The organism is Halomonas sp. 113, assembly GCF_904067645.1.
GTDB lineage: Bacteria > Pseudomonadota > Gammaproteobacteria > Pseudomonadales > Halomonadaceae > Vreelandella > Vreelandella titanicae.
In genome coordinates this window covers 4395366-4415885 of record NZ_LR881453.1, presented here as the reverse complement: position 1 = coordinate 4415885, position 20520 = coordinate 4395366, and the positions used below count along the sequence as shown (strand labels likewise).

Annotated in this window: 17 protein-coding genes; 12 read left to right on the top strand and 5 right to left on the bottom strand. The window is 54.4% G+C overall.

Annotated features, from left to right (window positions below):
- Window positions 1–3 precede the first annotated feature (3 nt).
- Genes YERSI8AC_RS20700 through YERSI8AC_RS20680 form a run of 5 tightly spaced genes read right to left on the bottom strand, consistent with a single transcriptional unit; the run spans window position 4 to window position 5347 of the window.
- Window positions 4–1404 carry an amidase gene (locus tag YERSI8AC_RS20700; protein WP_159177444.1) on the bottom strand — a complete coding sequence of 467 codons (1401 nt, stop codon included), beginning with the start codon at window positions 1402–1404 and terminating at the stop codon, window positions 4–6.
- A gap of 2 nt (window positions 1405–1406) precedes the next feature.
- Window positions 1407–2681, bottom strand: coding sequence for a Zn-dependent hydrolase (locus tag YERSI8AC_RS20695; RefSeq protein WP_159177443.1), 1275 nt, complete (start codon window positions 2679–2681; stop codon window positions 1407–1409).
- A gap of 18 nt (window positions 2682–2699) precedes the next feature.
- The gene (locus tag YERSI8AC_RS20690) at window positions 2700–3554 is read right to left on the bottom strand and encodes a FadR/GntR family transcriptional regulator (protein ID WP_159177442.1); all 855 of its coding nucleotides are present in this window, start codon (window positions 3552–3554) and stop codon (window positions 2700–2702) included.
- 11 nt (window positions 3555–3565) lie between these two features.
- On the bottom strand, window positions 3566–5089 hold the full coding sequence (locus YERSI8AC_RS20685) for a sodium:solute symporter family protein (protein ID WP_159177441.1): 1524 nt from the start codon (window positions 5087–5089) through the stop codon (window positions 3566–3568).
- A 15-nt stretch (window positions 5090–5104) separates the two neighbouring features.
- The gene (locus YERSI8AC_RS20680) at window positions 5105–5347 is read right to left on the bottom strand and encodes a hypothetical protein (RefSeq protein WP_159177440.1); all 243 of its coding nucleotides are present in this window, start codon (window positions 5345–5347) and stop codon (window positions 5105–5107) included.
- Window positions 5348–5672: 325 nt separating this feature from the next.
- Between YERSI8AC_RS20680 and YERSI8AC_RS20675 the strand changes: the two genes are divergently transcribed.
- The 12 genes from YERSI8AC_RS20675 (at window position 5673) to YERSI8AC_RS20620 (ending at window position 20512) form a co-directional block, all read left to right on the top strand.
- Window positions 5673–7046, top strand: coding sequence for an aspartate aminotransferase family protein (locus YERSI8AC_RS20675; protein WP_159177439.1), 1374 nt, complete (start codon window positions 5673–5675; stop codon window positions 7044–7046).
- 31 nt (window positions 7047–7077) lie between these two features.
- Window positions 7078–8574, top strand: a complete 1497-nt coding sequence (locus YERSI8AC_RS20670; protein WP_159177438.1) for a CoA-acylating methylmalonate-semialdehyde dehydrogenase — start codon at window positions 7078–7080, stop codon at window positions 8572–8574.
- Window positions 8575–8668: 94 nt separating this feature from the next.
- Entirely contained in the window at window positions 8669–9289 is a 621-nt protein-coding gene (locus tag YERSI8AC_RS20665; RefSeq protein ID WP_027957058.1) for a TetR/AcrR family transcriptional regulator, read from the top strand.
- Between the two features lie 178 nt (window positions 9290–9467).
- On the top strand, window positions 9468–10346 hold the full coding sequence (locus YERSI8AC_RS20660) for an alpha/beta fold hydrolase (RefSeq protein WP_201304246.1): 879 nt from the start codon (window positions 9468–9470) through the stop codon (window positions 10344–10346).
- Window positions 10347–10446: 100 nt separating this feature from the next.
- On the top strand, window positions 10447–11568 hold the full coding sequence (locus YERSI8AC_RS20655) for a DcaP family trimeric outer membrane transporter (protein WP_159177437.1): 1122 nt from the start codon (window positions 10447–10449) through the stop codon (window positions 11566–11568).
- Between the two features lie 158 nt (window positions 11569–11726).
- Entirely contained in the window at window positions 11727–12869 is a 1143-nt protein-coding gene (locus YERSI8AC_RS20650) for a TAXI family TRAP transporter solute-binding subunit (RefSeq protein WP_159177436.1), read from the top strand.
- Between the two features lie 105 nt (window positions 12870–12974).
- Window positions 12975–14924 (top strand): TRAP transporter permease, encoded by a 1950-nt coding sequence (locus YERSI8AC_RS20645; protein ID WP_223828092.1) that lies wholly within the window; start codon window positions 12975–12977, stop codon window positions 14922–14924.
- Between the two features lie 40 nt (window positions 14925–14964).
- Window positions 14965–17061: a 3-hydroxyacyl-CoA dehydrogenase NAD-binding domain-containing protein gene (locus YERSI8AC_RS20640; RefSeq protein WP_201304245.1), complete on the top strand. Its 2097-nt coding sequence runs from the start codon at window positions 14965–14967 to the stop codon at window positions 17059–17061.
- Entirely contained in the window at window positions 17061–18263 is a 1203-nt protein-coding gene (pcaF, locus tag YERSI8AC_RS20635; protein WP_159177435.1) for a 3-oxoadipyl-CoA thiolase, read from the top strand. The genes YERSI8AC_RS20640 and pcaF overlap by 1 nt, the downstream gene beginning before the upstream one ends.
- Before the next feature lie 43 nt (window positions 18264–18306).
- Complete coding sequence (locus YERSI8AC_RS20630) at window positions 18307–19068, top strand: enoyl-CoA hydratase-related protein (protein ID WP_159177434.1); 762 nt, start codon at window positions 18307–18309, stop codon at window positions 19066–19068.
- Window positions 19068–19862, top strand: coding sequence for an alpha/beta fold hydrolase (locus tag YERSI8AC_RS20625; protein ID WP_159177433.1), 795 nt, complete (start codon window positions 19068–19070; stop codon window positions 19860–19862). The genes YERSI8AC_RS20630 and YERSI8AC_RS20625 overlap by 1 nt, the downstream gene beginning before the upstream one ends.
- A complete protein-coding gene (locus YERSI8AC_RS20620) occupies window positions 19859–20512 on the top strand; it encodes a glutathione S-transferase family protein (protein ID WP_201304244.1) in 654 nt (217 codons plus the stop codon). The genes YERSI8AC_RS20625 and YERSI8AC_RS20620 overlap by 4 nt, the downstream gene beginning before the upstream one ends.
- The last annotated feature ends 8 nt before the right edge of the window (window positions 20513–20520 follow it).

The window sequence follows — 20520 nt, the reverse complement described above, 5'->3', positions numbered from 1 at the left end:
AATCTAGGCAATAACTGGCGGCGTCAGCGGTGGCAAATAGCGCTCCAGCAGCTGAGCGGCATGCAGTATTTTTAGATCTTGGTATTTGCCTGCCACAAGGTGCAACCCTACCGGCAGCCCTTGGCTGTCCAGCCCGCAAGGCATGGAGGCGGCGGGCTGTTGGGTAAGGTTGAAGGGGTAGCTAAATGGCGTCCAATCCATCCAGTCTTTACAGCGCCCGCTTGGCGGCACGTTGTGGCCGGCTGCAAAGGGGGCAATGGGCATGGTGGGGGTAACCAGCAGGTCATACTGCTGATGAAAGGTTGCCATATGGGCCGTTAATTCGCTACGTTCCCGCCGCGCGGCGAGATAGGCGGAAAGCGAGATATCCTGACCCCGCCGTGCGATATCCAGAAATCCTGGGTCGAGTGCCGCTTGCTGTTGTTCATTGAGCTTTTCGAGTGCTTGAGTAGCGCCTGCGAACCAGAGCGTATTGAAGGTCTTGAGTGGATCGCTAAAGCCAGGATCAACTTGCACTACTGTGGCTCCCAGCGCTTCAAGGTGACCCACGGCCTCCTCAACTCGCTGAGCAATATCAGTCGCTACGTCTACATATCCGAGGTTGGCGCTAAAGGCGATTCGCCAGCCGCGTAGATCCGCAGGAGGTGGCGTTAGCCAGTCCGGCCCAAGTGGATTACCAGAGTAGCCATCCCGAGCATCGGGTTGCGCCATCACGCTAAGCATTAATGCGCTGTCCGCTGCGGTGCGGGTCATGGGGCCTAGATGAGAAAGCGTGCTCATGGTGCTGGAGGGCCACTGAGGCACCCAGCCGAAGGTGGGTTTAATACCAAACGTGCCGGTAAAGCTGCACGGAATGCGTATCGAGCCACCCGCATCGCTGCCTTGGTGCAGCAGGCCCAGGTTAAGCGCTGCGGCGGCCCCCGCGCCGCCGGATGAGCCCCCTGGGGTAAGTTCAGTGTTCCAGGGGTTGCGGGTAATACCGTGCAGCGGATTGTCGGTGACGCCCTTCCAGCCAAACTCCGGCGAAGTGGTCTTGCCAATCACGATAGCCCCGGCATTACGAAGATGACGGCTGATTGGCGCATCCACCTCCCAAGGGCCATCCGGTGTGGTGGTCTTTGAACCCAGGCGAGTGGGCAACCCTTTGGTTAAGGTTAAATCCTTAATGGTAACGGGGATGCCGTCCAGCGGGCCGCAGGGGGTGCCTGTCTGCCAGCGCCGAGCGGAGTCGGCTGCTAACCGGCGGGCCTCTTTGCCGTTAACACAGGTGAAGGCATTGACCTTTGGGGTATCCCGCTCAATACGCGCCAAGCAGTCATCGACCAGCGTTGCCGGCGAGAGCGATCCCTCGCCGAAGCGTGCCAATGCGTCGACTGTTGTGAGTGTTTCAAAGGTGTCAGCCATAGTTACTCCCCGCTTTCTACACCGGCTGCCTCTAACATCGCGTGCAGTAGGACGTTACAGCCAGCGTGGACATGCTCTGGTGTGGCGCTTTCGATCTCGTTGTGGCTGATACCATCCTTGCAGGGAATAAAGATCATCGCGGCAGGGGCTACGCGACCAACAAACATCGCATCGTGGCCTGCGCCACTGATGATATCCATATGCGATAGCTGAAGCTTTTCAGCTGCTTGGCGCACGGCATCAACACACGCTTTATTGAAGTGCTCAGGTGCAAAGTCGGCAGTGGGTGTCAGCTCGTACGCCAGCCCGTGACGTTGGCAAATTTCTTCAACAGCGGCGGTAACTGCTTGCCCCATTTTCCCAAGTGCTTGCGGTTCCCAGTGACGCATATCCAGAGTCATTTTGACCTGACCGGGAATCACATTGCGCGAACCGGGGTGCAGCGTCATGCAGCCCACCGTGCCGCGACCGTGGGGCTGATGATCGAAAGCGATACGGTTGAGCGCTTGGGCGACTTCGGCTGCACCCATCATGGCATCCCGGCGTAGGTTCATCGGCGTGGGGCCTGCGTGGGCTTCAAGTCCGGTCAGGGTTAAATCAAACCACTTCTGACCAAGCCCACCGATAACCACACCAATGGTGGTGGCGGTGTCTTCAAGAATAGGGCCTTGCTCGATATGAGGTTCAAAGTAGGCTTTGATTTCGTGTGGCGAGACTTCATCGCTACCACGGTAGTGAATGGCGTCCAGGGCATCGCTGACCGTGACGCCATCAGTGTCGGTACGCGCCATCATGGCGTCAAACTCAAGCACGCCACTAAACACACCTGAGCCCATCATGCAGGGCGGGAAGCGGCAACCCTCTTCGTTGGTCCAGGCGACGACTTCGATAGGGGATTGTGTGGTGATGTTGTGCTGGTTAAGGGTGCGAATCACTTCCAGACCGGAGAGCACGCCAAAACAGCCGTCGTACTTGCCGCCGGTAGGCTGGCTATCCAAGTGGCTGCCTGCCATCACTGCTTTGGCGTTGGGGTCGCTGCCTTCTCGGCGGGCAAAAATATTGCCGATATTATCAATGCGAATCGTGCAGCCCTCGGCGCGACACCATTGAATAGATAGATCACGCCCCTGACGTTCTAGATCGGTAAGCGCCTGACGATTGACGCCGCCTTTAGGAGTGGCGCCTAGTTTGGCCATCTCCATTAGTGCTTCCCAGAGGCGGTCGCTGTCGGTACGTAGGCTGGTGATATCAGTTGTTGGCGAAACGTAGGTGTTCATCTCAGTATCCTCGCAAGGTTAAACGGACAGGTTTTCCGTTGGTAAGTCATGTAGCTTGGATCGATGGTTCTGAAGGTTGGGAGAATCATTGCTGATCAGCATTTGCGCGGCCATTTCCGCTTCCAGTGCGCTCATATGAAGCTCGGCATCGGCCATATGTTCGGCCATTACCTGACGCACACGCTGAGTAGCTTCAGCGCGGTAGGCGTCCACCAGCAGGCGGTGGTAGTCCTGATTGGCGTGATCGAACTGCTTGCGTTCGGGCACGTAAGCTTTCTTTATCACTACCAAATCACGCAGCATGTCGTTTAAAAACTGGCACATAAACGCGAGCAAAGGGTTAGGGCAGACACGCGCCAACAGTTGGTGAAACTCCAGCTCCAAAAAGCGCTGGTGGCGGTGATCCTCTTCATCGCTCGCGCAGCAGGTGCAGGCCGACATATTTGCTTCCAACTGCTGAAAGTCGTGCTCGGTTAGCCTTCCCACCACTGATGCCGCCAGTTCTACTTCCAACAGTTTGCGCAACTGATAAACCTGCTTGCCATCCAACTGCTGAAAATGCAGGAAGTTACGCAACATTCGACTGGCGGGTTCCATGCCTGGTTGGTTGATCACCGCGCCCCCTTTAGGCCCGGTTTTTAAGGTAATAAGCCCCTCAACCTCAAGAATCTTAAGCGCTTCACGCACGGTGGCCTTGGCGCTACCGTATAGCTCCATTAGCGCTTTTTCGTTCGGTAGCCGGTCGCCTTCTCCCAGTGACTCGGCGGCAATCCAGCGCTTGATGTCGTCGCTAATCAGCTCGGCAAGCTTGGGTCGGCGCCTTGAAGCTGGGCCAGAGGTTGAAACTGTTTTTGAAACAGGGGCTTGAGTCATCAACACACTCCTTAGCTGTGGTTAGCGCTGCTGGATACTTCTTGGGTATGGGCGGGCAAACGTTCAGGGTGGTACTCAGCATCGTAGTCGTAGCGTGCCTGGGTAAACCGTTCCACTACTGCTGTATCGCGGCGGTGCAGCGCATAGCTTAGGCCTACAAACAGCGCCGCATTCAGCAATAGCCCCCAAATACCTGCATGGTAGCCAAAAGGTGCGCTTAGCGGGCCAAAGGTCATCAGTAGTACACAGGCAACGCCAGCCCAAAGCCCAGCGAGCGCCGCAGTGGGATGGGCTTTTTTCCAGCTGATAGCGCCGATGGTGGGAATAACCAGCTGTGCGGTGCCCGCCAGCGCCGCAATGCCGATAGTCACCAACACGCCAGGAACGGTAAGCGCCATGATGTAAGCTGCCAGAGAGAAGCCTACTAACGATAAACGACCGATATAAACGATCCGCGCTTGGCTTGCTTCCCGGTTTACATAGCGCTTGTAGATATCCATCGTGACGACGGTGGAGACCGCGTGAATTTGTGAGTTGGCCGTAGACATAGCGGCCGAAGCGCCTGCCGCCATAATCAGCGAGGCAAGCAGGTAAGGGGCGTAATCCATTAACATGATGGGCAGGATTTGATCGGGATTTTCCACATCGGGCTCAAGCAGCACCCCGGAGTAACCAGACAGCACCGAGCCCACATAGGCAAAGGCTGCCAAACCGAGTAGAAACGGCATTAAATTAAACAGCTTGCCGTGTTTGACCGAGTACATACGCAGCCAGATCTGCGGGCCCATAAAGGCACCAATGGCGGTAATGGCAAACAGCGAGAACCACATGGGGTAGCCCATCGTACCGTTAGGTCCGGGCATGGTGAGGTGTTCGGAAGATGTTTGCTGAAGCTGGCTAAATAGCGCTGCTGGCCCGCCTACCTGGTTGGAAATATAGTAGCCCGCGTACAGCATGCCAAAGAACAGCAGCGCGCCATAAATAACGTCGGTCCAGGCGATGGCGCGGATGCCGCCAATCCATACGTAGATAATAATGATGAAGTAGAACAGCAGCGCGGCGAGCCAGAACGGAATCAAACCACCGGAGGCAACTTCGATTAAGTAGGCGCCCCCGGTTAGCTGAATCTGCAAATAAGGCACGGTGAAAATCAGCGTAATCGCGGCAACGGTAATGCGCAGCGCCTCGCTGTTGTAAAAGTCGCCAATTAAATCTGAAGGGGTTAAGTAATTGAATCGCTTACCTAGAAACCACACTCGCTTACCGATCCAGTAGTACATAAAACCAAACAGCAGGTTCCAGGCTAGTGCGGTAAGAAATACCGGCCCATTGGTATAAAAGGTGGCATTAGAGCCAAGGAAGGCAAAGGCACTCCACCAGGTTGCCGCCACGGTGAAAAATACCGCAATACTGCCCATGGCGCGACCTTGAACAAAAAAGTCTTCACTGGTTTCTTGCGATTGGCGTGCTGATAGAACCCCCACCATCAAGGGGATAATCATAAATGCCGCAATAATTAATAGACTGCCGGTCATGTTTAATCCCCCGTCTTAGTGTTGTTTAGTGGCGCTTTCCGGTGTCGATGTTGGGCTGCCCCAGTTGGTGAAATAGGCCACCAAAAAAAGCGCCGTTAGCACAAACCACCAAAACAAGTTCCACACCAACAGGAAAGGGATACCCATCAACAGGGGCTCTATCCGGTTAGCCAGCATAATGACGGGGCTTTCCAGCATAAAGAAACTGAAAAGCATGACGCTGTAAATCAACAGCTTGAGGGGAGTTAAATACTTCATAGCGAGTTTGCCCTATGTCCATAGTGAATTGTTTATATTGAGTTTGTGAACGGTATTTTCAGTACGCAGCCACCAACAGCGAGCTTCTTGGAAGCATCGTTATAGGTGCCAATTACTGGTTGGGAGTGCTCCATAGATTTATTGTATTTATTCGTATAAATATAATGATTAGGTGCTTTTTTAACCGGCGTCAAGGTCAAGAAGCATGGCTAGATGCCTTGTTACGTATAAATTCTCTAACGTGAACAAAAGAAGAGCGTAATTTTATAAACGTGTCTGGTGGCGCATGCTGAGGCAATGCCCTATAGCGATGGAGCTGGACACCATGTTTGGAATAAAAAGCAAAACCCCCGCTGAAACCTCGAGTGCCCCGTCAGCAGAGACGCCCTCAAAAACGGCGCTTAACCAGCACTATTGGATGCCGTTTAGCGCCAACCGCGATTTTCGTGCTAACCCGCGCGTTATCGCCGGGGCGGAAGGGCGTTACTACATTGATGATCAGGGCCGTAAGCTGTTTGATTCCCTTTCCGGGCTTTGGACCTGCGGCGCTGGCCATAACCGTGAAGAGATACAGAAAGCCGTGGCGGCGCAGCTCGGCAGTCTCGATTTTGCCCCCGGTTTTCAAATTGGCCATCCGCTGGCGTTCAAGCTGGCGGAAAAGGTGGCTAGCCTCACGCCTGCCGGGCTGGATCATGTATTTTTCACCAACTCAGGATCTGAAGCCGCCGATACCTCAGTCAAGATGGCCAAAGCCTACTGGCGTTTAAAAGGCAAGCCGGAGAAGACTCGTATGATCGGCCGCGCCAAGGGCTATCATGGGGTGAATATTGGCGGCACCAGCCTGGGCGGTATCGGTGGTAATCGTAAACACTACGGTCAGTTGCTGGATGTATCGCATCTGCCGCATACGTTACAAGCGGGCCATGCTTACACCCGTGGTCAAGCGGAAACCGGTGCCGAGCTTGCCGATGCGCTGTTGGATCAAATCGCCCTGCACGACGCTTCAACCATTGCAGCGGTGATCGTTGAGCCGATGTCCGGCTCGGCGGGGGTGATCGTGCCACCTAAAGGCTATCTGGATCGGCTGCGTGAGATCTGCAGTGCCCACGATATTCTGCTGATCTTTGACGAAGTGATCACCGCCTTTGGCCGCAGTGGTGCGACCACCGGCGCCGAAGCCTTTGGCGTCACGCCGGATATCATGAACGTGGCCAAGCAGATCACCAACGGCGCCATCCCCATGGGCGCAGTGATCGCCTCTAGCGAGATTTTCGATACCTTTATGCACGCCGGTGGCCCCCAACACGCCATTGAATTTTCCCATGGCTATACCTACAGCGCTCACCCGGTGGCCTGCGCGGCAGGTTTGGCGGCGCTTGAGATGATGGAGCGTGAAAACTTCCCCGCCCAGGTTAGCGCCATTGCGCCCGCCTTTGAACAGAAGCTGCACGCCCTGAAAGGTCGCAATCATATCGTCGATATTCGTAACTACGGCTTGGCTGGCGCTATTCAGTTAACACCCCGCGATGGCGACCCAACGATTCGCCCCCGGGATGCGCATATGGTGCTTTGGGAGTCTGGCTTCTACGTGCGCTACGGCGGCGACACCCTACAGTTTGGCCCGCCCTTTGGCACCACCGAGGCCGAGCTAGAGCGGCTGTTCGACGCGGTGGCGACCACCTTGGATTCGTTGGCATAAGTGACTGATCTAAACTTCAGAGAGTTTGAATATGAGTAATGTTTCCCATCTGATTAACGGTGAATTAGTGCAAAGCCAACGCACGCTGGATGTCACCAACCCCTCAACGGGCAAGGTGGTTCGCCAAGTGGCTGACGCTGATGCCGCTGACGTAGAGCGTGCAATTGCCGCCGCCCAGGCGGCATTTCCCGCTTGGCGCGATACACCGCCCGCCAAGCGCGCCCAGGTGATGTACCGCTTTAAGCAGTTGCTCGAAGATAACGCTAACCGCTTGGTGCAACTGGTCAGTGAAGAGCACGGCAAAACTCCCGAAGACGCCATGGGCGAACTCAAGCGCGGCATTGAGAACGTCGAGTACGCCTGTGGGGTGCCAGAGCTGCTCAAAGGAGAGTATTCCCACAATGTAGGGCCGGGCATTGATGCCTGGTCAAACTTCCAGCCATTGGGTGTGGTGGCAGGTATCACCCCGTTTAACTTCCCCGCCATGGTGCCGCTGTGGATGTACCCCATGGCGATTGCCTGCGGTAATACGTTTATATTGAAGCCTTCGGAGAAAGACCCTTCGGCGGCCATGGCAGTAGCCGAACTGCTTCAAGAAGCGGGGCTACCCAAAGGTGTAATGAATGTAGTCCACGGCGGTCGCGAAGCGGTGGAAACGCTGCTGGATGCCAAGGCCGTTAAAGCCATTTCCTTTGTCGGCTCAACGCCAGTGGCTGAGGCGATCTACTCTCGTGGTTCCGCCGCGGGTAAGCGCGTTCAGGCGTTAGGTGGGGCGAAGAACCACGCCGTGGTGCTGCCGGATGCCGACCTGGAAAACGCCGCCAACACATTAATGGGCGCAGCGTTTGGTAGTTGCGGCGAGCGCTGCATGGCGATCTCGGTAGCGGTATGCGTGGGCGACGAGACCGCAGACCGTTTGGTTGAAACCCTACTTCCTAAAATCGCTCAATTAAAAGTCGGCCCCGGCACCAAGCGGGATCTGGATATGGGGCCGCTGGTGACCGCTGAGCACCGGGATAAAGTCCTCGGCTACATCGAAGATGGCGTAAAGGCTGGCGCGACACTGGTTGCCGATGGTCGCGACCTTCAAGTCTCAGGCTATGAAGAGGGCTATTTCGTGGGCGGCTGCTTGTTCGATAACGTCACCGCCGAAATGCGCATCTACCAGGAAGAGATCTTTGGGCCGGTGCTTTGCGTGGTGCGCGTGGGTAGCCTGGATGACGCCATGCAACTGATCAACGACCACGAGTATGGCAACGGCACCTGCCTGTTCACCCGCGATGGCGAAGCCGCCCGCCGCTTTACCGATGGTATCGAGGTTGGCATGGTGGGCGTGAATGTGCCGCTCCCGGTGCCCGTGGCGTACCACAGCTTTGGTGGTTGGAAGCGCTCGCTGTTTGGGGATCTTCACGCCTACGGGCCGGACTCGGTGCGCTTCTATACTCGCCGCAAGGCGGTCTCCCAGCGCTGGCCGTCGGTGAGCGAGGCCACCCGGGCCGAGTTCTCGTTCCCCAACAATCAAAGTTGACGTCTTAGAGTAACTAGGACATCTTCTCAGCACCGTCGCTCTGCGATGGTGCTTTTTTTGGTGCGTACTTCAGACGTATAGGGACGAGAACAGCGTGGCGAGAACCCAGGACGAAATTCGGCAAACCAACGTAAAAAAGATTCTCCAGGCGGCAGAGCAGTTGTTTGCCGAAAAGGGCTATGCAGGTGCTTCCATGGGCGAAATCGCACAACTGGCAGAGATTCCCAAGTCCAACGTGCACTACTATTTCTCGACCAAAAATGCGCTGTATCAAGATGTTCTGTTAGAGCTTCTTGAGGTGTGGAAACAGGATGCTCTCTGCTTCGAGCTCTACGATGATCCTCGCGTCGTGCTTTCCACCTACATTCGCGCCAAGATGAACCACTCCCGTAACCGCGCCCACGGCTCGAAAGTATGGGCAGCCGAAGTCATGCAGGGCGCGCCGATCCTTAAAGAGCGCCTGCGCGACAACCTCTATGAATGGGCCAAGCTCAAAGAGTCGAAAATTCGCGAGTGGGTCGAGTCAGGTCAAATCAACCCCGTCGAGCCTTCATACCTCCTTTATATGATTTGGGCCTCCACCCAGCACTACGCTGATTTTGACTACCAGATCTACCTGCTCAACGACGACCAACCGCTGGACGACTTACAGTTCGAAAAAGCTGTGCAGTCGGTCACCTCGGTGATCTTGAGGGGCATTGGGCTGACGGCTTAGTTCATCCAACACGGTTATAGAAACAAAAATTGTGACTAAAGTATAAGTTAAAAAGCTATATATATAGCTTATTGTGTTTTCATCTTTGGCATGACCTATATTAGTTAAGCTAAAGATGCTTAATTTTCTCATTAATAGTTGATGCATCAAGCTCAATAAACAATAAATAGAGGAATTTATGATGAAGCTTAAACAAAAAATAGCTTTTGGAAATGCGGCAGCCTACACCGCTATCGCCATTGCTTTAACGTTTGGGAGTATCTCGTTATCCAGTGCAAATCCAACCTCAATGCATCACGCCAGTAATGGTGAGGCCTCTATTGGTTATAGCGTTCAGGGAGAGGGACCCCTAATTGTTGTGATTGCATCGACTGGACGTGGTACTGCAGAGTTTTCGCCTTTAGCAGATCGTCTTGTAGAATTGGGTTATCGCGTTGCCCTGCCTGAGCCTAGGGGTATTGAGCCTAGTTACGGGCCAATGAGTGAGGTCGACTTTCACGACTTTGCAGATGACTTTGCAGCGGTGATTAATGCTGAAGGCGGCAGCGCTATTGTAGCAGGCCATGCATACGGAAATTGGATCGCAAGAACGATAGCTTCTGATCATCCGGAGCTTGTGCGCGGTGTTGCTCTCGTCGCGGCAGGAGCCAAAAATTGGCCTTCTGAGCTTAGCGATGCCATTACGATGATTAATGATCCAGATTCGACCCAAGATCAAAGACTTGCTGGGCTACGGCTTGCTTTTTTTGCCAACAGTAGTGATCCAACGGCTTGGTTGGAAGGATGGCATCCGGACGTCACGGTCAGTCAGCGTGCTGCACGCAAGTTAACTGACCGTGATAGTTGGTGGGTCGCGGGCTCTGCTCCTATTCTTGACCTGCAAGGTGGAGAGGACCCTTTCCGTCCTGATGCATCTCGCCAAGAACTGGCAGATGAATTTGGCAGTCGTGTGAGTGTTGTGATTATTCCTGAGGCGAGTCATGCACTGCCTGCGGAAAAGCCGATCGAAACCGCTGACGCTATAGCCGAATGGGCAGATCAACTGCCAAGCCAATAAGTGTAATCAATACTTAAAATACTCATAACAGATAGATGCATCGCGCAAGTTAGTGATGTGACTATCTTAGCTGATTTAATAATTAAAAGAGCGTGTTTAGATGCTTAAAGATAAACGAAAAACAATAGTTAAAATGCTGTTTTTATCGGGTTTTATATCACCTTATGTAAGTGCTTTAGACTTCAAGGTGGATGAAACGGATGTGTCTGTTTATGGCTATGCCAAGTTGGACGTTATCTATGATGTTAATGATGATTTAGGTAACAGTACCAATCGAGGAGGGGCGAGACTCTCGGGTGCTCCTGGAAGTGATGGGCATACGCGTCTACATGCTTACGAGAGCAGAGTGGGCTTCAGTACCGCAACGCTTGTTGAAGGAAGTCTGCTCAAGACAAAGCTGGAAGGGGACTTCTATGGTAATGGTGGAGGCGACTTTCGGTTACGTCATGCATACGGTGAGTGGCAAGGATTATTGGCGGGTAAGACCTGGACCAACTTTACGGGCTTAGTAGCAGTAACGCCGCTTGTCGATTTTACGGGACCAGGGGGGCGGCCACGCGCTGCTCGACAGGCACAGCTACGTTACACGATGGATAATTTTTCTTTCTCATTGGAAGACCCTGAGAAAATTGGTGGTTTAGAAGATGCGCCGGGGACTAAAAGCTCGTTGCCAGACGTTACCGCACGCTATACCGACCGGTCCGGCCGGTTCGGGTACTCCTTGTCTACTGTAGCGCGTTCACTAGAATATGACAGTGAGGGCACGAGTGCAGGGTCTTCCAGCGATAGTGCGTTTGGCTGGGGATTAGCCGCAGAGGCCGCGTGGGACGTAACGAGTGCGCTAACACTGCGCGCTGGATACGCCGAGGGGGATGGTATTGGTGGCTATATAAATGGTGGCGTTAATCCAAGCCCTGCGTATGTAAACGAGGGGGGCGATCTTGAAACGATTCGCACCTCGGGGGGGACGTTGGGGGCTAGTCTTGAAGCAGGCCCAGGGAACATTAATGCAGCTTACAGTTTGGTTAGTGCTGACCTGGATAGTAATCCGGCTTATCTAAATCGTAATGAGTCATTTGAAGAGGCGTGGCTGAACTATATCTGGTCGCCAGCCTCTCCCATTACCTATGGGGTAGAAGTTGGTTGGCATCGTCGAGAAACGGTAAATGGGGCCGCTGGAGATGCTGTAAGAATTCAGGGAATGGTTAAGTACGCATTCTAAAAATCCGGCTGTTCGACGAAAGGCTTAAAGATAAAAGCTATATATATAGCTTATAGTTGTTTTGTGTTGCACAGCTAGACCGGGTGCGTGGTACGCCAAAATAATCAGCCGCAGGTAAGTGGTTTTGACCTAACGTGTGGCTCAAAGGGGGTGTTGGCATGTTCAATACTTTGAAAAATGTATGTTTTGTATCAGTTCTAGCGATGGCTGCATCAACTGCGGTGGCAGTGGCGCAAGAGACCAATAATTTACCTCAATCCATGGTATGGAGTTCTTACGACCTAGGTTCAGCTGGATATTCTGAGGCGTCAGCTATCGCCAATGCGGTTCAGAATAAGTTTGATACGAGAGTGCGCGTATTGCCTTCTGGTACGTCGATAGGTCGGTTACTACCCATCAAAACAGGCAGAGCACAATTTGGATTTCTTTCCAATGAAGTTTTCTTCGCTTCTGAGGGGACACACGAGTTTGCGGATCCAACATGGGGGCCGCAAGAGATTCGAGTCATGTTGGGGCGGCCCGCCTCAGTCGGCTTGATTGCTGCTGGTGATTTGGGCGCTGAGGAAGTCGAAGACCTAAGAGGACATCGGGTTGGCTTTGTGCGAGGCAACCCCGCGCTTAATCTCAAAACCGACGCCTATTTAGCGTTTGGTGGATTAACCCGCGACGATGTCGATGTCGTGTGGTATGGCAGCTATGGCGCTCTTAAGGATGCCATCATCGCGGGACAGCTGGACGCCATGGGAATGGTACCAACCTCCTCTTTAGCTCGCGAAATTGAATCATCCTCTCGCGGCATGACGTGGTTGGAATTCCCGCCCGAAGATACCGCTGGGTGGGAGGCAGCCAGGTCGCTGATAAGCTTTGCTGAGCCCATTCAACAGGCGGTGGGGGCGGGCATCTCTGAAGAAGAGCCCGTATGGATGCTTGGCTATCGCTACCCCATGCTGACGACTTACGCAGATACATCTGAAGAAGAAGTTTATAACTTAGTGAAAGCGATCGATGAAAGTTATGGATTATTTAAAGATGCTACCTCGCAAGCAAGTAACTGGGATGTCTCAAAGTCTATTGTTCCGCCTGCTGATGCACCCTGGCATGAAGGTGCCATCCGTTATGCAAAAGAGCAGGGATATTGGACTGAAGAAGCTCAACAGTGGCAGGAAGCAAGGCTAAGCCGCTTTGAGCAAATTCAACAGGCCTGGTCTGAAGCGCGCGAGGCATTTGAGCAGTCTGGTCAACCCGAGGATGAGTGGCCGACTTTCTGGGACAGCTATCGCAATCAGCACGTGTCCACTTGAGGCCCATGCTCAGCTGAACAATAGGTTCAGCTGAGCATCGTTGTTTCATGAAGGTCTGCCTTCTTTAAGGTGGCGACGGATGCTAGCTTCAGGAATTTAAACGCTATGACGCAACTATCTGAAAAACCAGCTAACAATATGGTCACGGCACAACATAAAGTGGCGCGGGGAGTAGTGCTCAGCCTTGGTCTGATAGGCATACTTCTCAATATTGATCGTTTATTTAATACCCAAATGTTTGTCGGCTTTGTAATGCTGGATACCTCCTACTTCTATCTGTTGTTGGGGATTTTTCTTGCATTGGTCTTTCAGGTATATCCGTTGGGTGCGGGGAGGGCGAGTGCCGCGATTGATTGGAGCCTGACGCTTACCACGCTAATCGCCGCCGGGTATTTGGCGTGGAGCGGTGAGCGTATCCTGATGGAAGGCTGGGATATTATCGCGCCTCCGCTGGCTCAGGCCATTGCCGGATTACTGTGTTTACTCGTGCTTGAGGCATTGCGTCGGACCGGTGGCCTAGTGCTGTTGGCTATCTGCTTTGTGTTTTTCGTCTATCCGTTATTTTCCGAGAAAATGCCAGGCTTTCTGTGGGGGCCTTCTACAGATTTATCCGGCCTAGTCATGATGCATGCATTAGGTACAGAGAGCATCATTGGCGTACCCATGAGGGTAGTCGCTGGGCTGTTGATCGGCTTTTTGGTGTTTGGCTCTGCGCTGGTCGTGACCGGTGGTGGAGAGTTCTTTATGAATTTTGCCTCGGCGTTACTAGGCCGAACCCGTGGTGGTCCCTCCAAAGTTGCCATCCTTTCCAGTGGCTTTTTTGGATCGCTTTCGGGCAGCGTGATTTCCAACGTAGTGACTACGGGGCAAATGACGATTCCTACCATGAAGCGGGTTGGCTACCCAGCGCGTTACGCTGCGGCCATTGAGGCCTGCGCCTCCACTGGAGGAGCGCTAATGCCACCGGTCATGGGCACGGTGGCATTCATCATGGCCGAAAATCTCAACGTCTCTTATGCCACCGTTATGGTTGCTGCGATTGTACCGGCAGTACTCTTCTACCTCGCCTTGCTATTGCAGGCAGACTGCTATGCTGCACGCAACCAGCTCGCTGGTCAGGATGAAGCAGAGATTCCCAAGGTCGGTGCAGTTCTCAAGTCTGGCTGGCATTTTCTGCTATCGCTGGTTGTTCTGGTTTACTTGATTGTTAGCACTGGTATTGAAGCTCAGGCACCCTATTACGCCGCTGCGATGCTGTTTTTGACCAGCATCATAAAGGGTTGGGTAACCGGCAAAGATCGCATCACGCTGACTCACTTCAGCGCCCTGTTGGAAGACAGTATTCGTAATATCGCCAATATCGTCGGCATCCTTGCGGGTATCGGTTTAATTGTCGGCGCGTTGTCTTATACCGGCGTAGGTGGTGCTTTTTCCGGCGGATTGGTACAGCTGGCAGGCGATAGCACTGTCTTGCTTTTGATACTGGGTGCTCTGGCATCCTTCATACTGGGTATGGGGATGACCGTCAGTGCCTGCTACATCTTCCTGGCCATTGTATTAGGGCCTGCATTGACAGATGTCGGATTAGACCCAGTGGCCGCGCACCTGTTCATTCTCTACTGGGGCATGCTGTCTTACATCACGCCTCCCGTCGCTCTGGCTGCTTTTGCCGCCTCAGTAATCGCCAAATCAGAAGGAATGCGCACCGGCTTTCTCGCTATGCGTCTGGGTGCCATTAATTTTGTATTGCCTTTTCTTTTTGTGCTGAACCCCACCCTTGTTCTGCGTGGGGATATGGGCGACATCATTCATAACGTTGGCACGGCGTTAATTGCCGTTTGGTTAATGGCATGCAGTGCTGAAGGTTGGCTGCACGGCGTAGGGCGTCTTTCAGTACTTTCGCGGATATTGCTCTGTCTCGCGGCAATCGGCTTAGTGATGCCGGGATACATCACGGATGCTGGGGCTTTCGTGGTGCTAATGGGCGTCGCCATGACTACTCGTATGTTGCATAAGCGAAACCCTTCGGAAGCGTTGAAATCGGTCAATCAATGAAAGACGACTTTTCTCACATACCGCAACGGAGGAGTATCTAATGCCGCATACGTCATTACAGACTGCACCAATGCTGGATAAAGTTTCATTTAGCGTGGAAGGCGATGTCGCCATCATCCGTATCAATAATCCACCGGTTAATGCTGGCTCGCATGCGGTGCGCTCAGGCTTGATTAAAGCTCTAGCCCAGACGGCAAACCATACGCTGGCAGGTGTCGTGATTATCGGTGAGGGGCGTAGCTTCATTGCTGGTTCCGACTTGAAAGAATTCGGTAAGCCGCTTGGTCTGCCGGAACTGCCGGATGTCATCACCGCCATCGAAACACTGGAGTTGCCGGTTGTGGCGGCACTCCATGGGGTCGCGCTTGGTGGGGGGCTAGAGTTGGCGCTTGGCTGTGATTATCGCATCGCGTCTGTAGGTACCAAGCTGGGGCTTCCGGAAGTCTCGCTGGGTATGGTGCCCGGCGCTGGCGGCACGCAGCGCCTGCCGCGACTGATCGGGCGAAGCCGCGCTATGGAAATGATCTGCGGTGCGCAGAGAATTGAAGCTGATGAAGCCCTGGCGCTGGGGCTAATCGATGCCTTAGCCGAAGAGGATCTGCTGGCTACGGCGAAACAGTGGCTGAAAGCTGAGCTTCGCACCAAACGTCTGGCCAAAGCGATTCGGGTACCTGAAGAGTCCGCCGAACGGCTCAGCACTAGTGCTGAGCGTGCTCTTAAGCGCGGCAAGCACCGTCCAAATATTGCTGAGGCCATCCGCTTGGTGGAAAGTACCGCTGATGGTGGTGTTGATAAAACGCTTGCCGAAGAACGTCGCGTTTTCCAACAGCTGCGATTGAGCGACGACGCCTTCGCGCTGCGTTATCTGTTTTTCGCTGAGCGGCGGGCGGCTGCCGTCGACGGTCTTGATAGTACGCTAGCCCGCAATGTTTCCGGCGTGGGGGTTGTGGGCGGGGGCACCATGGGCCAAGGCATCGCATTGGCGTTTCTGGCCAAGCAGCATCACGTCGTGATTGCCGAGCGTGATGCAGAGGTCTTGGGTGCGGCGCTGAACCGCCTGCGTGACACTCTTCAGCGCCAAGTCGATAAGGGCCGGCTTAACAACGCCCAGCGCGATGAGCAGTTGGCGCGTCTATCTGGTGTGACGGAACTGGATGCCATGGCGGATTGCGATCTTGTCATCGAGGCAGTGTTTGAAGATCTGGATGCCAAGAGAATGGTGCTCAACGCACTTGAAACCGTGCTACCGGCCGAGACTTTGATCGCGACCAACACGTCCTACCTTGATATTGATGCTATGGCGCAGACGCTCGATCACCCGCAGCGACTATTGGGGCTTCACTTTTTCAGTCCAGCTAACGTCATGCCGCTGCTGGAAATTGTGCGAGCTAACGCAACGGCAGATTGGGCTTTGGCCTCTGCTTTGAAGCTGGCACGGCGGTTGGGCAAGCAGCCCGTCGTCTCGCGAGTTGCTGAAGGTTTTATCGGCAATCGTATCTACGCCGCCTATCGCCGCCGAGCTGAATTGTTAGTGCTTGATGGTGCGCGCCCTGAAGATGTTGATACGGCAGTAGAAGCGTTCGGTTTCGCCATGGGCCCGTTTGCGGTTTCCGACATGTCTGGGCTGGATATTGCCTGGGCCATGCGTAAACGCCAAGCCGCTGATCGAGATCCCTCAGCTCGCTATGTGACCATTGCTGATCGTCTTTGCGAAGCAGGCCGCCTAGGGCGCAAGACTGGTAAAGGCTGGTACGACTATAGCGATGGCCGGGGCAAGCCGGATCCTATGGTCACTAACATCATTGACGAAGCACGCCGAGAGGCGGGGGTTACTCCCACAACCTTCGACAGCGAAATGATCCAGCGGCAACTGCTGGCGGCAATGGTCAACGAAGCGGCCTGCCTTTTAGAAGAGGACGTTGCCCAGCGCCCCTCCGATATCGATGTCACGCTGGCCAACGGTTACGGATTTCCACGCTGGCGCGGTGGGCCTCTGTATTGGGCCAGCCGACAGCCAAGCGATGCGCTGGCTATCGATTTCGATAAATTGGCGGCGGGTATCGGCCACGAATATCGTGCGGGCCCGGTACGCGCAGTGCTCGAGTCACTTAAGGTAGAAACAGAGGAGAGCACCTGATGCAGGATGTCTTTATTTGCGATTACATTCGAACACCGATTGGCCGCTACGGCGGTGCACTGTCGTCGATTCGAACAGACGATCTGGCGGCTCTACCGTTAAAGGCCTTGATGTCACGTTATTCATCAATGGATTGGGGCTCGCTGGGTGATGTCATCTACGGGTGTGCCAATCAAGCTGGCGAAGATAACCGTTCGGTGGCACGCATGGCGCTGTTGTTAGCGGGGCTGCCGGAGAGCGTATCGGGTACCACCATCAATCGGCTCTGTGGCTCTGGAATGGATGCCGTACTCGCAGGGTACCGCCAGATTGCCTTAGGCGAGAGCGATTTGGCTATTGCCGGGGGCGTAGAGAGCATGAGCCGTGCGCCATTCGTGATGCCTAAAGCGATGTCACCATTTTCGCGTCAGGCCTCAATTGAAGATACCACCATCGGTTGGCGTTTCATTAACCCACTGATGCAGAAGCGTTTCGGTACTGATGCCATGCCGGAAACGGCCGAGAACGTGGCGGCGGACTTCGCCATCTCACGTGCAGATCAAGATGCTTTTGCCCTACGCAGTCAACAGCGTACGGCGGTCGCGATGCGTGAAGGCTGGCATGCCAACGAGATCATTCCAGTAAGCGTACCGCAGCGCAAGGGTGACCCGCTGATTATCGACTCCGATGAGCATCCTCGGCAAACCTCAATCGAAAAACTGGCGGCATTGTCGACGCCCTTTCGCAGCGATGGCAGCGTCACCGCTGGTAATGCCTCCGGCGTTAACGATGGTGCCGCGGCGCTGGTGTTGGCCAGTGAAGCCGGTATCGCGCGTCACGGTTTAAAGCCACTGGCGCGAATCGTTGGCGGTGCTACCGCTGGCGTACCACCCCGCATCATGGGTATGGGGCCTGCGCCAGCGACGGAAAAATTATGCGAACGATTGAAACTAACGCCCCGTGATTTCGATGTCATCGAACTCAACGAAGCCTTTGCTAGCCAGGCGCTGGCCGTACTGCGTCGATTAGGCCTGCCCGACGATGCGGAGCACGTTAATGCATACGGCGGTGCGATTGCGCTGGGTCACCCGCTGGGCATGTCCGGAGCACGGATCACCGGAACCGCAGCACGCAGACTGGCGGAAAATGGCGGAAAGAGAGCGCTGGCTACGATGTGTATTGGGGTCGGTCAGGGAATTTCAATCGCGCTCGAAGCGGTTTGAGCTTTTTAAATCAGCCAATAATTTTGACGAATAGGAATACCGCATGGGACTGGATATTGCGTTTAACAACGGTGTGGCCGAAATCACCATCAATTGCCCGCCTGTCAACGCTATTACGCTGGATATATATCAGCAGATCGGTGAAGCCTTTGAGGTCGCTGAAACTTGGCAAAATATCCACTGTATCGTTTTCACCGGCGCGGGTACTCGCGCTTTCTGCGCAGGCTTGGATCTCAACGAGTTTCTCGCTGCCACGATTGAAGAAGATCCGGCGCGAGCACGGATCGTACGTCGCTGCTTTGCCTCGATTCGCGAGGCAGCCATCCCAACGATTGCAGCAGTGAACGGGCCAGCACTAGGGGCTGGAACGGTACTGGCATCAGTTTGTGACATTCGCATTGCCGCTGAAACGGCTCGCTTCGGAATGCCGGAAATCAATGTAGGGCGCTGTGGTGGTGCGGCACACATGGGTCGGCATCTTCCGCAAGGAATGTTGCGGAAGATGTTCTTCACTGGCGAGCCGATTGATGCCCAGGAAGCCTGGCGTTTGGGTTTCGTACAAGAGGTTACGTCGCCAGAAGACCTGATGGAAACCGCCCGTGCTTTGGCAATGAAAATCGCCGCCAAAGCGCCTCTTGGGCTGCGTTATGGCAAGCAGGCGCTCAATCAGATCGAATTTCTGCCCGTGGATGAAGGGTATGCCATCGAACAACGCTTCAGCACTCTATTGATGGCGACCGAAGATGCCCGCGAAGCGACACGCTCGGTTGTTGAAAAACGCAAACCGGAATTCAGGGGGCGCTAATGCTAACGGCAAATATCAACGGTACACAGCTTGCTTACCAGGTTGAAGAAGTTTCACCCGACGCCCCTTGGATCGTATTCGGTAACTCCCTAGTGACCAATTTGTCCGTTTGGGGAGCCCAGGCAGAAGCCTTAAGGGGTCACTGCAACGTGCTGCGCTACGATCAGCGCGGGCATGGTGATTCGGCATTATCGCCAGTACCTGTCGATTTTAATCTGTTGGGAAGCGATCTGCTGAGGCTGCTTGACCAATGCGGTATCCAACGTTGTGTTTACGTTGGGTTATCCATGGGGGTTCCGACTGGCTTGGCAGCTTATAGCGAGGCGCCGGAACGTTTTGAAGCACTGGTCTTTATGGACGGGCAGGCGAGCTCGGCACCCAATGCGATTGAGACTTGGGGTGAGCGTATCGACTTCGCCCAAGAAAAAGGAATGTTGAATTTCGCTCAAGCAACGGCACAGCGCTGGCTAACGCCTGATAGTCACGCTGAACGACTGGGCCCGCTTGAACGCATGATTTCAGCGACGCCACTGGAAGGATTTGTTGCTGGCGCGACAGCCCTCCAGAAGTATGACTATGCCGAGGTAATTAAGCAGATCGATTGCCCCGTGCAATGCATCGCCGGTGCTGAGGACGGCAAAATGCCGGAGAACTTGCGTGGCTTGGCCGCTCAACTGGAAGGCGCGGATTTTGAGGCTATTGATAATGCCGGTCATGTTCCTTGTTTCGAACAGCCAGCGGCGGTCAATCGTGTGCTGACTGGCTTTCTACAGCGTGTGGGAGCTTGGCAATGAGCATGAAGCTGCATTGGTCGCCGCGCTCGCCATTCGTGCGCAAGGTGATGATCGTTTTGGATGAAGCAGGCCTTGATGAGCAGGTCGAGCGGGTGCGCTCGGTCGTCGCCATGGCCTCTCCGCCTAATCCGGATGTGTTGTCAGACAATCCGTTAGCGAAAATTCCTACGCTGGTCACCGAGCAGGGCATGGCGCTGTTCGATAGTCGAGTCATCTGTGAGTATCTCGATCATCAGTCACACGCAGGACTCTTTCCTGACGCCATGGATGTGCGTATCCAACAGTTGCGCTGGCAGGCATTGGCCGATGGGTTGACCGATATTCTGCTGCTTTGGCGCAACGAGCTACACCGAGATGGCGGTCCATGGCAGGTTGTCTGCGATGGCTACGAGACCAAGGTAAAAGCGACGATGGCGCAACTCGACCAAGAAGCCAAGGCGCTGAGTGCAACGGGCTTTGGTATTGGCCATGTGGCACTGGTCTGCGCCTTGGGTCAGCTTGACTTCCGGTGGTCTGGCAGTGGTTGGGAGCAGCGTTTTCCGGCCCTGTTTACGGTGTATCAGGATCTTTGTCAGCGCCCATCTGTCGCGGCTCATCCTATCGTTGACGATGCTCCCGCGGGAGATGACGTCAGCGTTCTGCAATTTTAATAGGAGTT

Bases quoted from the DNA above. Each gene is read 5' to 3' on its own strand.
- YERSI8AC_RS20700 (WP_159177444.1), bottom strand. From the start codon at position 1,404: ATGGCTGACACCTTTGAAACACTCACAACAGTCGACGCATTGGCACGC.
- YERSI8AC_RS20695 (WP_159177443.1), bottom strand. From the start codon at position 2,681: ATGAACACCTACGTTTCGCCAACAACTGATATCACCAGCCTACGTACC.
- YERSI8AC_RS20690 (WP_159177442.1), bottom strand. From the start codon at position 3,554: ATGACTCAAGCCCCTGTTTCAAAAACAGTTTCAACCTCTGGCCCAGCT.
- YERSI8AC_RS20685 (WP_159177441.1), bottom strand. From the start codon at position 5,089: ATGACCGGCAGTCTATTAATTATTGCGGCATTTATGATTATCCCCTTG.
- YERSI8AC_RS20680 (WP_159177440.1), bottom strand. From the start codon at position 5,347: ATGAAGTATTTAACTCCCCTCAAGCTGTTGATTTACAGCGTCATGCTT.
- YERSI8AC_RS20675 (WP_159177439.1), top strand. From the start codon at position 5,673: ATGTTTGGAATAAAAAGCAAAACCCCCGCTGAAACCTCGAGTGCCCCG.
- YERSI8AC_RS20670 (WP_159177438.1), top strand. From the start codon at position 7,078: ATGAGTAATGTTTCCCATCTGATTAACGGTGAATTAGTGCAAAGCCAA.
- YERSI8AC_RS20660 (WP_201304246.1), top strand. From the start codon at position 9,468: ATGATGAAGCTTAAACAAAAAATAGCTTTTGGAAATGCGGCAGCCTAC.
- YERSI8AC_RS20655 (WP_159177437.1), top strand. From the start codon at position 10,447: ATGCTTAAAGATAAACGAAAAACAATAGTTAAAATGCTGTTTTTATCG.
- YERSI8AC_RS20650 (WP_159177436.1), top strand. From the start codon at position 11,727: ATGTTCAATACTTTGAAAAATGTATGTTTTGTATCAGTTCTAGCGATG.
- YERSI8AC_RS20645 (WP_223828092.1), top strand. From the start codon at position 12,975: ATGACGCAACTATCTGAAAAACCAGCTAACAATATGGTCACGGCACAA.
- YERSI8AC_RS20640 (WP_201304245.1), top strand. From the start codon at position 14,965: ATGCCGCATACGTCATTACAGACTGCACCAATGCTGGATAAAGTTTCA.
- pcaF (WP_159177435.1), top strand. From the start codon at position 17,061: ATGCAGGATGTCTTTATTTGCGATTACATTCGAACACCGATTGGCCGC.
- YERSI8AC_RS20630 (WP_159177434.1), top strand. From the start codon at position 18,307: ATGGGACTGGATATTGCGTTTAACAACGGTGTGGCCGAAATCACCATC.
- YERSI8AC_RS20625 (WP_159177433.1), top strand. From the start codon at position 19,068: ATGCTAACGGCAAATATCAACGGTACACAGCTTGCTTACCAGGTTGAA.
- YERSI8AC_RS20620 (WP_201304244.1), top strand. From the start codon at position 19,859: ATGAGCATGAAGCTGCATTGGTCGCCGCGCTCGCCATTCGTGCGCAAG.